At 62.8% G+C, this 13,899-nt stretch carries 12 protein-coding genes and 1 tRNA gene; 4 read left to right on the top strand and 9 right to left on the bottom strand.

Going from position 1 to position 13,899, the window contains the following annotated elements:
- Positions 1 to 91 precede the first annotated feature (91 nt).
- The 3 genes from B5F19_RS06530 to B5F19_RS06520 all read right to left on the bottom strand — a co-directional run bounded on the left by B5F19_RS06530 (position 92) and on the right by B5F19_RS06520 (position 1,865).
- A tRNA-Thr gene (locus B5F19_RS06530) sits at positions 92 to 167 on the bottom strand.
- Positions 168 to 716: 549 nt separating this feature from the next.
- Positions 717 to 1,277 (bottom strand): 4'-phosphopantetheinyl transferase superfamily protein, encoded by a 561-nt coding sequence (locus tag B5F19_RS06525; RefSeq protein WP_087289154.1) that lies wholly within the window; start codon positions 1,275 to 1,277, stop codon positions 717 to 719.
- Between the two features lie 72 nt (positions 1,278 to 1,349).
- Positions 1,350 to 1,865, bottom strand: coding sequence for a DUF6512 family protein (locus tag B5F19_RS06520; RefSeq protein WP_087289151.1), 516 nt, complete (start codon positions 1,863 to 1,865; stop codon positions 1,350 to 1,352).
- A gap of 146 nt (positions 1,866 to 2,011) precedes the next feature.
- Here B5F19_RS06520 and B5F19_RS06515 point away from each other — a divergent pair, with 146 nt between their 5' ends.
- Together B5F19_RS06515 and sstT are read left to right on the top strand one after the other, a co-directional pair.
- On the top strand, positions 2,012 to 2,452 hold the full coding sequence (locus tag B5F19_RS06515) for a SpoVA/SpoVAEb family sporulation membrane protein (RefSeq protein WP_087289150.1): 441 nt from the start codon (positions 2,012 to 2,014) through the stop codon (positions 2,450 to 2,452).
- Positions 2,453 to 2,590: 138 nt separating this feature from the next.
- Positions 2,591 to 3,808 carry a serine/threonine transporter SstT gene (gene sstT / locus B5F19_RS06510; RefSeq protein WP_087289148.1) on the top strand — a complete coding sequence of 406 codons (1,218 nt, stop codon included), beginning with the start codon at positions 2,591 to 2,593 and terminating at the stop codon, positions 3,806 to 3,808.
- Between the two features lie 265 nt (positions 3,809 to 4,073).
- Here sstT and B5F19_RS06505 read toward each other — a convergent pair whose 3' ends face one another.
- Together B5F19_RS06505 and B5F19_RS06500 are read right to left on the bottom strand one after the other, a co-directional pair.
- Positions 4,074 to 5,252 (bottom strand): YibE/F family protein, encoded by a 1,179-nt coding sequence (locus B5F19_RS06505; RefSeq protein WP_087289146.1) that lies wholly within the window; start codon positions 5,250 to 5,252, stop codon positions 4,074 to 4,076.
- A gap of 110 nt (positions 5,253 to 5,362) precedes the next feature.
- Entirely contained in the window at positions 5,363 to 7,369 is a 2,007-nt protein-coding gene (locus B5F19_RS06500; RefSeq protein ID WP_087289144.1) for an S-layer homology domain-containing protein, read from the bottom strand.
- A gap of 342 nt (positions 7,370 to 7,711) precedes the next feature.
- Here B5F19_RS06500 and B5F19_RS06495 point away from each other — a divergent pair, with 342 nt between their 5' ends.
- Together B5F19_RS06495 and ppk1 are read left to right on the top strand one after the other, a co-directional pair.
- A complete protein-coding gene (locus B5F19_RS06495; RefSeq protein WP_087289142.1) occupies positions 7,712 to 8,644 on the top strand; it encodes a hypothetical protein in 933 nt (310 codons plus the stop codon).
- 19 nt (positions 8,645 to 8,663) lie between these two features.
- Positions 8,664 to 10,790, top strand: a complete 2,127-nt coding sequence (ppk1, locus tag B5F19_RS06490) for a polyphosphate kinase 1 (protein ID WP_087289140.1) — start codon at positions 8,664 to 8,666, stop codon at positions 10,788 to 10,790.
- A gap of 44 nt (positions 10,791 to 10,834) precedes the next feature.
- Here the strand turns inward: ppk1 and B5F19_RS06485 are convergent, their stop codons facing one another.
- Genes B5F19_RS06485 through B5F19_RS06470 form a run of 4 tightly spaced genes read right to left on the bottom strand, consistent with a single transcriptional unit; the run spans position 10,835 to position 13,886 of the window.
- Positions 10,835 to 11,563 (bottom strand): hypothetical protein, encoded by a 729-nt coding sequence (locus tag B5F19_RS06485; RefSeq protein WP_087289138.1) that lies wholly within the window; start codon positions 11,561 to 11,563, stop codon positions 10,835 to 10,837.
- A complete protein-coding gene (locus B5F19_RS06480) occupies positions 11,560 to 12,369 on the bottom strand; it encodes a hypothetical protein (protein ID WP_087289136.1) in 810 nt (269 codons plus the stop codon). Before B5F19_RS06480 ends, B5F19_RS06485 begins: the two co-directional genes overlap by 4 nt.
- 24 nt (positions 12,370 to 12,393) lie before the next feature.
- Positions 12,394 to 13,122 (bottom strand): hypothetical protein, encoded by a 729-nt coding sequence (locus B5F19_RS06475; RefSeq protein WP_087289134.1) that lies wholly within the window; start codon positions 13,120 to 13,122, stop codon positions 12,394 to 12,396.
- Positions 13,119 to 13,886 (bottom strand): permease prefix domain 1-containing protein, encoded by a 768-nt coding sequence (locus B5F19_RS06470; protein ID WP_087289132.1) that lies wholly within the window; start codon positions 13,884 to 13,886, stop codon positions 13,119 to 13,121. The genes B5F19_RS06475 and B5F19_RS06470 overlap by 4 nt, the downstream gene beginning before the upstream one ends.
- Positions 13,887 to 13,899: the final 13 nt, after the last annotated feature.

Here is a 13,899-nt window from a genome sequence, read left to right as displayed (position 1 = left end):
TCGATATTTCCCAATTTTTATAATAAACATGGTATCATGATTCGCTGATTTTGTAAAACAAAAAAGCTCCTTGTTGAACAAGGAGCTTTTTTGGAGCTGGAAACGTGACTTGAACACGCGACCTGCTGATTACGAATCAGCTGCTCTACCGACTGAGCTATTCCAGCATATAGACTTTTGAGTAGGCTTAGAGTCGCTGCCCTTACGGACAACCGGCGACCTGCTGATTACGAATCAGCTGCTCTACCGACTGAGCTATTCCAGCATATTGACTTTTGGGCGGGTTGGGATTGCTGACCTTACGGACAACCGACGGTCTTCCTACCACGCGTGAGACGCGCTGCCATTGAGTCACAGCAGTATAGGAAACAAGTCTGATGTGAACCGGGCATAAATAGACGGCTGTATTATTTTACCGGACTTTTTTGCAGAAGTCAAGCACTTTCCGGAATTTCCAGCGTGCAGGTGTAGGACTACAATAGATATTAGACAGGGGAAGAAAAAGGATGAAGGATCGGGCCTCATCGGTCAAAGTTGAGTTGCGACCAACAGCTGGACGCAAGGTTTCCATGTCCTCCCTCTTTTTATAGAACCGTCCAATGTGTATTGCACCCCTACATTCCGGCTCAAAGTGGAGTTTTATTATACGTTTCAGGCACAAAAACAGAGGGCCCGCCCCTTGACCCGGCAGGCCCCCTCCGTCCGAACATAAATTTTCAAAACAGCGTCAGCCACCGGATCTCCTCCGGCGGCTCCTCCCAGGCGCACACCGCCCCCCGCCAGCCCCGGCCGGCGTAGACCCGGAGCCGCCGCCCCTCCAGCAGATACGCCTCCCCCGGGCGGAGCGGTCCCCCGTCTCCGGGCAGCGGGACCGACAGCCGGGAGGGGGGATGGGGGACGCCATAACCGCTCTCCTTCCCCAAGCTCTCCTTGCACGCCCACAGGGCGGCGAAGTCCTCCGGCCGGTCCCCCAGCGCCGCCAGCCAGGACCGCTCCTCCGGCGTGCAGCTGCGGTCCACCAGCTTGGGGGACCAGGCTGGGCGGACCACCTGGATGTCCACCCCCACCGGGCGGTCCGACAGGGCGCACAGGGCAAAGGGCCCGCTGTGGGAGAGATTGAAGTGGTACTGAGGCGCTTCGGGAAAGTAAGGCTTTCCCCGCTCCTCCCTGGCCACCTCCGGCAGCCGGTCCCAGCCCCAGTGGAGGCGGGCCGCCCGCTCCAGCAGGTCATAGGCCTGAGCGCGCTCCGTCAGATGCTCCGCCCCATACAGTACCATGGCTGCTCCTCCCTCCCGCTGTCACCCGTTAGTATAGTCAGTATACCAGAGCCGCGGGGGAAAGAAAAGAGGTCAGCAGGGCAGCTGGCTCCAGGTGTCCGCCCCGGACAGGTCCACAAACAGCAGGAGGTCCGGGGGCGACAGGGTAAACAGGACCATCAGCAGCAGGAGGACCACCACCCCCGCCAGGGGCAGCTTCCATCTCACCCCCTCGAAGGGGCCGGAGAACCGCCGTGGAAACCAGAAGCCAAACAGCAGAAGGAGCAGATACAGCACCAGGTCCGGCCAGAAGGACTCGCCCCCCAGAACGATGTGGTACAGGTACCCCGCCCCCAGCATCCCGGCGCACATGAGCAGCAGGCTGAGCAGCCAGGGCCGAATTCCTGTGGGGCGGTTCCAGGTGAGGACCAGAGCGGCGGCCAGATAGGGCCAGGCCAAAATTTTCAAGTGCTCCCAGAGGCTCTCCCAGATGGGAGCCACCAGAGCTGTAAATGCGTTGGGCCAGAGGGCATACAGTCCGTGGAGCAGGCACCCGGCCAGGGCGGTGAGCAAAAAGGCGAGTCCGATTTGTTTTTTCCCGTATACCATTCCCATACCACCTCTTTCTGGTGTCACTGTATGCGGGAAAGGGCCGGTCCATACCTCCCGGCGCATAGTTTTCTGCCCGCCGGGCAGGCTAACATGCACCGGGACTGTCTGAAGTCCGCACTTTCATATAGAAGGGATGTCTCACAATGGAGATCAGCAATCAGGAGTACAGCCGTCTGGTCCAGGCCCGCGTAAAGCCCTCCCCCCTGTGGCGGGATGTGGCCTGGGCCTTCGGGGTGGGCGGGGCCATCTGCGCACTGGGGCAGGCTCTGCTGAATTGGTACCAGAACCTGGGACTAGACCAGGAACAGGCTGGGACCGCCGTGTCGGTGACCTTGGTCTTTGCGGCGGCGGTGCTCACCGGCCTGGGGTGGTTTGACAAGCTGGCCAAGCGGGCAGGGGCGGGCACCCTGGTGCCCATCACCGGCTTTGCCAACGCCATGGTGTCCCCCGCCCTGGAGTTCAAAAGCGAGGGATTCATCACCGGCACGGCGGCCAAGCTCTTTGTGGTGGCCGGGCCGGTGCTGGTATATGGCATCAGCGCCAGCATCCTCTATGGTCTCCTGCTGTATTTCCTAAGCGGGTAAGGGGAAATTTGTCGTTCCTGCCTGAATTGTCCCTCCTAAAAAGACAGTTGTTCTCCAAAATGCGGGGTAGGCGGCCCGGGCCAAATCGTGGTATACTAAAGTTCCCACTCGAAAAAGGGAAGGAATGGATGGAAAACCATGAAAAATCTGTTAAAAAAGTGGAATGAGAGCAGTCTGGTGCTCCGAATCCTGGGCGGTCTGATCATTGGCGTCGTGCTGGGGCTGGCGGTTCCCCAGGCCGCTCCCATCGGACTGCTGGGCGATTTGTTTGTGGGCGCCCTGAAGGCGGTGGCCCCGCTGCTGGTGCTGTTTTTGGTGATGACCGCCCTCTCCCGCCACCAGGAGGGGCAGAAGACCAACATGTCCCGGGTCATTCTCCTCTATCTGCTGGGGACCTTTATCGACGGCTGCGTGGCGGTAATCACCAGCTTTCTGTTCCCGGTCACTCTGAAGCTCACGGAGGCGCAGAGCCAGACCGCCTCCCCCGGCGGCATCGGCGAGGTGCTGAACACCCTGCTGATGAACCTGGTATCCAATCCGGTGGACGCCCTGGTAAACGCCAATTACATCGGGATTCTGGCCTGGGCGGTTTTGCTGGGCATCGCCCTGCGGAAAGCCGGAGACGGCACCAAGCGGGCCCTGGGCGAGCTGGCGGACGCAGTCTCTCAGGTGGTTCGCTGGATCATCGGCTGCGCCCCCTTCGGCGTTCTCGGCCTGGTGTTCAACTCCATCTCCCAGCTGGGAATCGACTCTCTGGCCAGCTATGGCCGGCTTCTCCTGCTGCTGGTTGGGACCATGGTGTTTGTGGCCCTGGTGGTCAATCCGCTCATCGCCTTCATCTTCCTGCACCGCAACCCCTATCCACTGGTGCTCAAATGCCTGTGGCGCAGCGGCCTCACCGCCTTTTTCACCCGCAGCTCCGCCGCAAATATTCCTGTTAACCTGAAGCTGTGCGAGGAGCTGGGCCTGAACGAGGACACCTACGCCGTGTCCATCCCCCTGGGCTCCACCATCAATATGGGCGGCGCCTCCATTACTATCTCCATTTTGTCGCTCGCCGCGGCCCACACCCTCGGCATCCCGGTGGACTTCCCCACCGCGGTGGTGCTGTGCGTGCTGTCCGCCATCAGCGCCTGCGGCGCCTCCGGCGTGGCCGGCGGCTCCCTGCTGCTGGTCCCCCTGGCCTGCAGCCTGTTCGGCATCTCCAACGACGTGGCCATGCAGGTGGTGGGCGTGGGCTTCATCGTGGGCGTCATTCAGGACTCCTGCGAGACCGCCATCAACTCCTCCACCGACGTGCTCTACACCGCCGTGGCGGAGCTGTCTCAGCGCCCCCGGGCACAGCGGAAGGTTTGACCCCGCCTACGCTTCGCGATTTGAAAAAGCTCCCGCTCCAGAGTCATCCGGAGCGGGAGTTCAGCTTGTCGAAAAAATCTTTTCAACAAGCTGACAGCACTTTCCAGAACGATAAACCGTTCTGGAAAGTGAGGTGATTGCACGTGAAAGACAACCCTGACGGTTTTCTTTCACACTATCTTTCCCTCTGAACCCTTAAAGTATATGGTTTTGACAGTTTGACTCCCGCTTCGGACGGCTCCGAAGCGGGAGTTTTCTCTGTTTTTCAGTTCTCAGGCAACTCGGGGAGCGGCTTCCCGGAGGCCGGGGCCGGCTCATGGGTGTAGAGCAGCACCGCCAGCAGGACGGTCACCGGAACCGCCAGCACAATGCCGAAGCTGCCGGACAGCCCCTGCATGATGGCGATGCCGATATTGTTGGAGTTGATGATCTGCTGATAGGGCAGGTCATAGGCGTAATCCAGCACCAGCATGCTCACGCTGCCGCCGGCAAAGGCCAGAATCAGGGTGTTGCTGTCGGTGCCCATCATATCCCGGCCCACATGCATCCCCGCCTTAAACAGCTCCTTTCGGGAGATCGTGGGGTTCTGGGCGTGGATCTCTCCAATCGAGCTGCCGATGGACATAGCCACGTCCATCACAGCACCCAGGCTGGAGATGAGCAGGCCGGAGAACAGCAGGCCGCCCACCTGAATCCCGCTCACATTCCAGAGGGTGAGCAGGCTCTCAATATCCGACACATTCCATCCGGAAATCCCGGAGGCGATGCTGAAGATTGTGGCGGAAAACCCGGCGATCACCACTCCGGCAACGGTGCCCCCCGTGGCCACCACCGTCTTTTTGGTGGGACCGCCGATGAGGTACATGGTGACCAGCGTGGTGATGATGCACACAAATACCGCCACCCAGAAGGGGGAGTATCCCCGATACACCAGCGGCAGATATACAAACAGGATGCACAAAAAGGTAAACACCAGTCCCAGGGCCCCCTTCAGCCCCTGCTTTCCGCCCACAAGGCAGAGCACCACCAGATAGAGGGCGGCAAAGATATAAATAGTCATCTCTCTGTCCTGGGTGTAAACGGTGTTGATCACTGTATCCCCGGCAATGCTCTGCATCACTACCACGTGCATGCCCACGGTGCATCCGGCGCCGAACAGATACCCGGAGCTGCTGGTGGTCTCCAGCTCCTCCCCCTCCTTGGGGCCGGTGAGCATGCGGACCATGATCCGCTGTTCTCCCACCCGGCTTCCGTCCGGCATGAGGTTGTCCTGGATAATTTCGGTGACTACCGCCTTTTCAAAGGTCTGCCCCTCCCGGGATACCAGCGGTGTCTTGTCCACCTGATTGATCCAGATGACAAAGGCCAGAAAAAACAACAGCAACAGAATGGGGGGCCCCCACCGCTTCAGCAAATACTTGGGGTCCAGATTGAGATTGCGCATCCGTATTTCCTCATTTCCTCACAGTCTGAAAGCGGGCACGCCCCGGCGTCAGCCGGGGTGTGCCCGTAAGTAACATCAGGGGGCTTCAGCGCCCTATCCCCGTCCGCTGATTACAGCTGGGCGAGGGCGTTGGCCAGCTCGTCGGTCATGGCAGTCGCCTTGGGCGCAAACTGTCCATTCTCCGCGGTGAGCAGCCCGCCGTTGAGCACCTGCGCCACACCGCTCTGGGCCCAGCCGGAGACAGACGCGGCGTCGGAGCAGGCATTCAGGGCATCCTGGCCCGCAGACAGGGCGCGGCCCTGAAGGGCGGCATAGCGGCTGAGCATTACAGCCAGCTGCTCCCGGGTGACGGGGGCATTGGGGGCAAAGGTGCCGTCCCCATTGCCGGCCGCGATGCCGTTCTGAGCGGCCCAGGCCACGGCCTGGGCGTAGGCGGCGTCGCCGGACACGTCGGTGAAGGAGGCGCCGGAGGCCGCGGGGGAGCCGGCGTCCTCATAGAGGGCCTGCACCGCGTCGGCACGGGTCATGGGCTGGGCCTCCACCGGAGTTTCAGGGGCGTTCTCCTGCTTCTCAATGGTGAAGGTCTGGTCAATGGCCTCCACCTGGCCGTCGGCGGTGATCTGATAGGTGTCGATGGTGAAGGAGTCCTCATCCATCTCAATCACCGAATAGCTGGGCAGCCAGTTCTGGCTGCGGACAGCGATGTAGTCCTGCTGGGTGGCCAGCAGCTCGTAGAACTTGGAGCCGGAGGCGGAGTTGGCGGTCATGTACAGGGTGCCCTGGGGGTTGACCACGGTGGTGCCGCTCACATCCTCGATGGTGTAGCACAGGTTGTCCTGCTGGAAGGCGGACTGGAGGGCCTGCCCCGCCGTGTCGCCGTCCTCAGGGTACAGGGGGATCTGCTCGCCGGTGGCGATGTTGTAGGCGTGATCCCAGTCGTAGTCCAGACCGGTCTCATCCAGCTGGAACTGGTAGGCGCCGTGGGTCTGGCCGTCTCCGTAGAGGATCTTGGAGCGGCTGTAAGTGTGGTCATGGCCCTGGAGCACCACGTCGATGTCGTACTCATCGAAGATGGGGGTGAGCTGGGTGCGCAGGATCATGCCGTCGGTGTCGGAGTGGTCCAGGCCGGAGCCGTAGATATCCTGGTGGATGGTGACCACACGCCACTTGGCGTCGGGGTAGGCGGCCACGGCCTCGGCGATGGCCTGCTCATGCTCGGCGGCGTTGTAGTTGTTGGTATTCAGCACGATGAACAGGCCCGGGCCGTAGGAGTAGTAGTAGTCGCCGCCGGCCTGGGTGGCGCCGTAATCGGTGGCGTTGGGGTTATTGAAGTGGTAGGTGTAGTCGGGATTCAGAGAGTCGTGGTTGCCGATGGTGGTGGCCACAGGCAGAGAGGCCAGCACCTCCGGGTCCAGATACCCCGCGTACTCCTCCTCCTTGGCCTGGCCGGTCTTGTTGACCTGGTCGCCGGCGGAGATGATGAAGTTCAGGTCGGGGTTCTGCTGCGCCGCGATCTCCAGGGTCCGGTTCCAGCCGAAGCTGTCGTTCCGGGCGGCGGTGTTGGCGGCGCCGGAGTCGGCGTTCAGGGACTCGCTGCCCTGAGTCTGGCCCTTGGAGGCGCCGATCTGGGGGTCGCCCACATAGAGCATCTTGATGGAGGAGAAGCTTCCGGTGGTGTACTCCACGGGCTCGGTCTGGACCCCGTTCTTCTCCACGGTGTAGTAGTAGGTGGTGTTCTCCTGCAGGCCGGTGACCGTCACATGGTTGTAGTCATAGGCCACGCCGTCGGTCAGGCTGGTGTCCACCGCCGCGGCGGTGCCGGTGAAGGCGGTGAGGCTGCTGGGGTCGGTGCCGAAGTGGACCACGGGGGTGGCGGCAGAGCCGTTGTTCTGGCTGTACCAGGCGAAGTTCAGCTGCGTCTCATCCTCGCCGGGGGTGAGGGACACCTTGGTGTAATCCGTGGCGACCGTCTCCCACTCCTGAACCCACTGGTTCCAGGCCTCCGAGCCGCCGGTCACGCTGCTGTCGTTGTACGGAGTGGCCAGCGCGGGGATACAGGCTCCCGCCAGGGCCAGCGCGCTCAGAGAGCAGGCCAACACAGTTCGATATCTGCGCATTTTGTTTGACTCCCTCTTTCTTCCTTAGAGTTTCCAACGGGGCCGTCCGAGGCCAACACAAGCGGCGCACATCCGGTCCGAATTGGGGGACGGTTTCCGTTCCGCGCCACAGTATAGCACCGGAAAAAACCGGCTTCAAGGGCATTTAATCAAGGATTTTCAAACATTTAAATTAGACTTAACATAACCGCTCCAAAGTGTCCGGCTGGAAAAATCTTCTCATTTTTACGAAAAATATACGCCATTTTTACAAAGCTGTGGTATACTAAAAATTACTTATGCTCACGTTCGGCGCCTCCATCCCCGCGTCAGGCGGAGCGTTTAAAGCGAGGGAACAGCATTATGATCTACGGAATCGCGGACGTGGGGTCCAACACCGTCCGCCTGTCCATCTACAAGTGCGAGGGCGGGGAGATCCGCCTGCTCATGAACCGAAAGGTGATGGCCGGCCTGGCCGGCTACGTCCGCCACGGGGCCCTCACCCCCGAGGGGATCGAGGTGGCCTGTCAGACTTTGCAGGGCTACCGCTCCCTCATGGACAACCTGGAGCTGCCCGACCTGCGGGTGTTCGCCACCGCCTCCCTGCGGAACATCTCCAACACGGAGGAGGCGGTGGGGGCGGTGATGGCGGCCACCGGGCTGCGGGTGGACGTGCTCTCCGGCCGGGAGGAGGCCGAGCTTTCCTTCCGGGGGGCCATCCAGAACGCCGGGCTGTACACCGGACTGCTGGCCGACCTGGGCGGCGGCTCCACCGAGCTGGTCTCCTACCGGAACCGGGCCATTCAGAGCGCATGCAGCCTGTCGGTGGGCTCCCTGTCCCTGTTCAGCAAGTACGTCTCCAAGCTTCACCCCACCAAGGAGGAGCGGAGGGCCATCCGCCGGGCCGTGGAGGAGCAGCTGGAGCAGTTCGTCCCCCAGCATCCCCCCGCCCGGCACATCTGCGGCGTGGGCGGCACCGTCCGGGCCGCCTGCAAGGTGGCCAACGCCATGTTCGACCGCCCCGCGGGGGACCGGAGCCTGGACCGGGACGAGCTGAAGGAGATGCTCCAGCGGCTGAAGAAGCCGGGCAGGGACGAGCTGCGGCTGCTGCTGAAGACCGTCCCGGACCGGATTCACACCATCATTCCCGGCCTGCTGGCCCTGGACACCATCGCCAAGGCCTATGGGGCCCAGACCATCACCGCCAGCGCCTGCGGCGTGCGGGAGGGCTATCTCCTGGCCCGGGTGCTGGGGGAACCCCTGGAGGACCAGAGCAAAATCACGCCATCCACATAAGAGAGAGGGAATAGAAGCTATGGCAAAAGAAGTAGATACCCGATATACCCAGGACCGGGAGCTGTCCTGGCTGCGCTTCAACGAGCGGGTGCTGGAGGAGGCCAAGGACGAGAGCGTCCCCCTGATGGAGCGGCTCAAGTTTGCCGCCATCTTCACCAGCAACCTGGACGAGTTCTTCATGATCCGGGTGGGCTCCCTGTACGACATGACTCTGGTGAAGGAGGAGCACATCGACAGCCGCACCGGCCAGACCCCGGAGCAGCAGCTCCAGGCCATTTTCAAGGCGGTGACTCCCCTGTACAAGCAGCGGGACAAGGTGGTGGAGCAGCTGGAGAGCCGCCTGCGGGCCTGCAACATCTGCCGCATGTCCATGGACGAGATGGACACCAAGGAGCGCAAGCAGGTGGAAAACTGGTTCCAGGATGAGGTGCGCCCCATCCTGTCCCCCCAGGTGGTGGATTCCCGCCACCCCTTCCCCCACCTGTCCAACAAGACCCTGAACGTGGTTCTGCGCCTGGAGAGCGAGGGCCAGCAGTCCCTGGGGCTGATCCCGGTGCCCCAGAGCCTCCCCCCCTACTTCACTCTCCGGGAGCGGGGACTGCGGTACATTCTCACCGAGGACGTGATCCTGGAGTACGCCAAGCGGCTCTTCCCCGCCTTCTCGGTCCAGGGGAAGGCGGTGGCCTCGGTGACCCGGAACGCGGACATCAGCCCCGAGGACGAGACCTACGAGGTGGACGAGGACTTCCGCCAGCACATGCGGAAGATCGTGAAAAAGCGCAACCGCCTGGCCCCGGTACGTCTGGAGCTCCAGGGCGGCCGGGACGACCGGGCCATTGACTTTCTGTGCAGGCAGCTGAACCTCTCCCGGGAGCAGGTGTTCTTCTCCAAATCCCCCCTGCGCATGAAGTACGTCTTCTCCCTGGAGGGCCAGCTGCCCCCCGAGAGCAAGACCGCCCTGTGCTATCCCCCCTACACCCCCAAGGCCAGCAACTTCCTCCGCCCGGAGGAGAAGGTGCTGCCCCAGGTGCTCCACCACGACGTGCTGCTGTTCTACCCCTTCCAGTCCATGGACCCCTTCCTGCACCTGGTGCGGGAGGCCTCCTCCGATCCGGACGTGCTGTCCATCAAAATCACCATCTACCGCCTGGCCTCCAAGGCCAAGCTGGCCGAGTACCTGTGCGCCGCCGCCGAGAACGGCAAGGAGGTCACCGCCCTCATGGAGCTGCGGGCCCGCTTTGACGAGCAGAACAACATCCAGTGGGCCGAGCGCATGGAGGAGGCGGGCTGCACCATCCTGTACGGGGCGGAGAACATCAAGGTCCACTCCAAGGTGTGCCTCATCACCCGCCGGGACAAGGGCAAGATCCAGTATATCACCCAGGTGGGCACCGGCAACTACAACGAAAAGACCGCCAAGCAGTACACCGACCTGTGCCTGATGACCGCCCGGCCGGAGATCGGCGAGGACGCCGCCGCCCTGTTCCGGAACATGGCCACCGCCAACATGGAGGGAAACTACAAGCAGCTGCTGGTCTCCCCCTACCAGCTGCGGGACAAGTGCATGGAGCACATCGACCGGGAGATCGCCAAGGGCAGAGACGGCTATATCTTCCTGAAACTCAACTCCATCACCGACCGGAAGCTTATCGACAAGCTGGCCCAGGCCTCCCAGGCGGGGGTGGAGGTGGTGATGAACGTGCGGGGCATCTGCTGCCTGCTGCCGGGCATCGCCGGCCTCACCGACCGCATCACCGTGTTCTCCATTGTGGGGCGGTACCTGGAGCACACCCGCATCTACCGCTTCGGCCGTGGGGAGGACGCCGCCCTGTACATCTCCTCCGCCGACTTTATGACCCGGAACACCGAGCGGCGGGTGGAGGTGGCCTGTCCGGTGCTCTCCCCGGAGGTGCGGAAGAAAATCTTCCACATCATCGACGTGCTCACCTCCGACAACGTGAAGGCCCGCCAGCTGGGCCCCGACGGGGAGTGGCACGCCCGGAAGGTGGGCAGCGCCCCCTGCTGCAGCCAGGAGGTCTTCCAGGAGGAGGCCATCCAGGAGGAGCAGTCCATCCCCGAGCGCCCCGCCAAGCCCAAGAAGGGCAAGGAGTCCCTCTGGAAGCGGCTGTTCGGCCGGGGAAAATAAACTCAAACACCGCAGCGGGCGGCTCCAGATGGAGCCGCCCGTTTTTATCTTTCCCAGGCTTCGGCGTTCTGGAGCTCCGCCCGGTCCAGCTCCCGCCCGGATTCATCGTAAAAGACCGCGGTCAGGCGGCAGTTGATGGGAGAAATTTGGTAGTATCCCTGATAAAGGCCCCACTCCTCCACATGTCTCCAGATATAATCCCCGGTGCCCCGCATCTCCTCCTCGCCCAAGACAAACTGAAAGGCCCCCTCTTCCATGGGCTCCCCCTCCAGAGTGACAGTTTCAGAGCGGTACTCCGGCGAGCTGTCCGGCCACGGCCAGCTCCTCAGGATGTCCTCCCGCTGGGAGCTGTAGGAGGAGCTTCCCCCGAACGAAGCGTACCAGTGGGAGACCTCCACGGTCAGCTGGGCGGAGGCCGTCCCCTGGGGCGCGCCCGCCGCCACCACACAGATTTCTCTGCCCGCAGTAGCCCACTCGGGTATCGGGGCCAGCACCGGCCCGTCCCCCTCCCGGGGCCACAGGCGGAACTCATTTTGCCGCCCCATCACCAGCCAGCGCGGGGTCAGTCCCACCAGCCACTCTCTCTGGTCCACCTGGACGCTCCCCTGAAATTGGGAGTGGGGGGACAGGAAGGCCTCCCGCTCCAGGCGGCGCAGCTCCCACCGGGCGGGGACGGGCCAGCCGGCGCACGTCCAGATCAGCGCGCCCAGCACCCCGGCCAGCAGGAAGTTCCGAAAAATCCGCCCCCGGCGGCCCAGTTTTCCTCGTTTCACGGTCCATCCTCCTCCCGCTCCAGCAAAATGGTGATGGGCTCCTCCCCGATGTCCAGCACCAGGCGGACCCACTGGGCGTCCCGGGGCACGCTGCTCACCTGGCCGTCATCCCACCACCCCAGGCCGGAGCGCCTCCAGCTGGGCCCATAAACCTCCCGGTACCGATTGTGCCCATTCTGGTCCACCACCAGCCCCCGGAGGACGTTGCTCATCCGCCCCTCAGCCCGGCTGATGTAGACATTTCCCTGGTCATCCTCGGCCCACCAGTATTCGTTATAGGAGGGGCTCTCCCAGAACCGGGGGCTCGACGCCCGCCAGGTCACCTCCAGGGTCCCCAGGTCGTCCCCCTCCTCCAAGAGGCACAGGGTCCCCTCCGCCTGAATGGCGTACTGCCCCGCCTGGACCGTCCCGCCGGAGAAGGGGATCTCCACCGCCCAGCTGTCCTGGGTGCCCCCAACGTTCGGGGCGGTGACCTGGGTCCAGAGCCACCCGCCGATTTGGCAGACTCCCACAGCCAGCACAACGCCCAGGGTGATCTGGCTGGCCCGCCATAGGTACCCCAGCCAGGGCTTGTGGAGCTTGGCCAGCTCCCTCCCGATCTCTTCCGGGTCGCCCATGCCGGACAGGGCCATCTGGGTGGCCTCCCATGCGGACAGGTCCGGGAAGATGCGCTGTAAATCCTGAATTTTGTCGTCCAGGTGGCCGTCCAGCTCGGCCCGGACCGCTTTCCGGTCGGGGCCGAATCGAATCCCCTCCGTGGCCCTGTCCAGCCACTGGGCCACGGGGTGGCCGTTATCCTGCTCCATGGTCTCATCCCCTTTCCGAACAATCTATTGGTTCAGAAGAATATCATTCAGAACATCATACAGTCCTGGGTCATAGATGACGCCCGGCTGGAAATTCTCCGGCAGGGTCCCCTCCTGCTCCGTAAGCGGACCCCCGTCCGTCCGGTACAGCTCCAGGGTATAGGGCAGGCCCTCCAGATCCTTGGTACCGTACTTCAGATCCCCGTCGGTGGTGAGGGCGGAGTCGATGGGAAACCAGAAGGCCCACACCCCGTCGGCCCAGCGCTCCCCCTGAATCGTCTCCACCGGCTCCTTTGCGTTCTCGATCCGGCCTGTGATGGTCGCCTGGGCTCCGGCCGCCTCCTCCGGGACCTCCAGGAACAGCAGCACATGGAACAGGGTCCCGTCCTCTCCCTGGAGAAGGGCGGACAGAGGAACCGGCGTGATCTCCTCCTCCCGGGGCCACAGGGTCAGCCTATTGCCAAAGGGGTTGTTGAGCTGAAAGAGGCAGCCCACGGCAATTTGATCGGTATACCGGCCCACCAGGACGGCCCTGGCGGAAGAGGTCCCCAGCTCCCCCACGGAGAGGGGCGTTTCCCAAGTGCACATAATTTCGCTTCGGGCGAGAAATCTGGTCCGCTCCATCTGCCGGAAGGTCAACTCCGCCGTGGGCATGGGCCCGCCCTGGCTGGCCCAGACCACAAAGCCGAAGCACAGGGCCAGCAGCAGATTACGCGCGATCTTTTCCTTTCGGCTCAGCGTTCTCTTTTTCATTGCGTCTCCTCCCGCTCCAGCACCACGGGGATGGTCCCTTCACCCGTCTCAATGTTGATTTGAATCCACTGTGCCTCCTGGGGCACGCCATAGACAGTCTGTTCCCCACTCCACACCAGAGCGCCTGTAAATTGCACGGAACCGACATAGGGGAGCATACGTTCCCCATCCCAGGTCTGGTCCCAGATGCTGGTATAGACGGTTCCCCGGTCGTCCACCGCGGTCCACGCCTGGCTGAACTCCCCGTCTGGCATCTCCCAAAAGCGGGGGCTGGCCGCCCGCCAGGTGATGTGCAGCTCCCCCATCCCCTGGATCAGGGCCGCTTCCTCCACCCAAAGGGTATAGTTGTTGATCCGCACCGGCTCCTGTCCCGCAAAAGCTGCTTCCACAACCCATCCGGGCTCCGCTTCCCTATCACTTCGGATACCCGCATGGGGGGCCAAGGTCCCCACCTCTGCCAGAAAGCTCAGCAGTACCAGACCCAGCAACACCTGACTGGCCCGCCATAAGTACCCCAGCCAGGGCCTGTGAATTTTGGCCAGCTCCTTCCCGATCTCCACCGGGTCTCCCATCTCGGCGGCGGCCCGCTCCTTTGCCTCGTCCTCGGTCAGGCCGGGAAAGATGCGCTGAAAGTCCAGGGCCTTGTCCTCCAGGTGCTCCTCCAGCTCCCGGCGCACCTCTCTCCGGTCCGGCCCAAAGCGGATGCCCGCCGTGGCTTTGTCCAGCCAGCCCTCCGCCGGGGTCCGCTCTTGTTTCTCTCCCATGGCGTTCCTCCGC

The sequence above is a fragment of the Pseudoflavonifractor sp. An184 genome, from assembly GCF_002160305.1.
In the GTDB taxonomy this organism is placed as follows: domain Bacteria; phylum Bacillota; class Clostridia; order Oscillospirales; family Oscillospiraceae; genus Lawsonibacter; species Lawsonibacter pullicola.
This window is presented reverse-complemented; position numbering and strand designations above follow the sequence as displayed.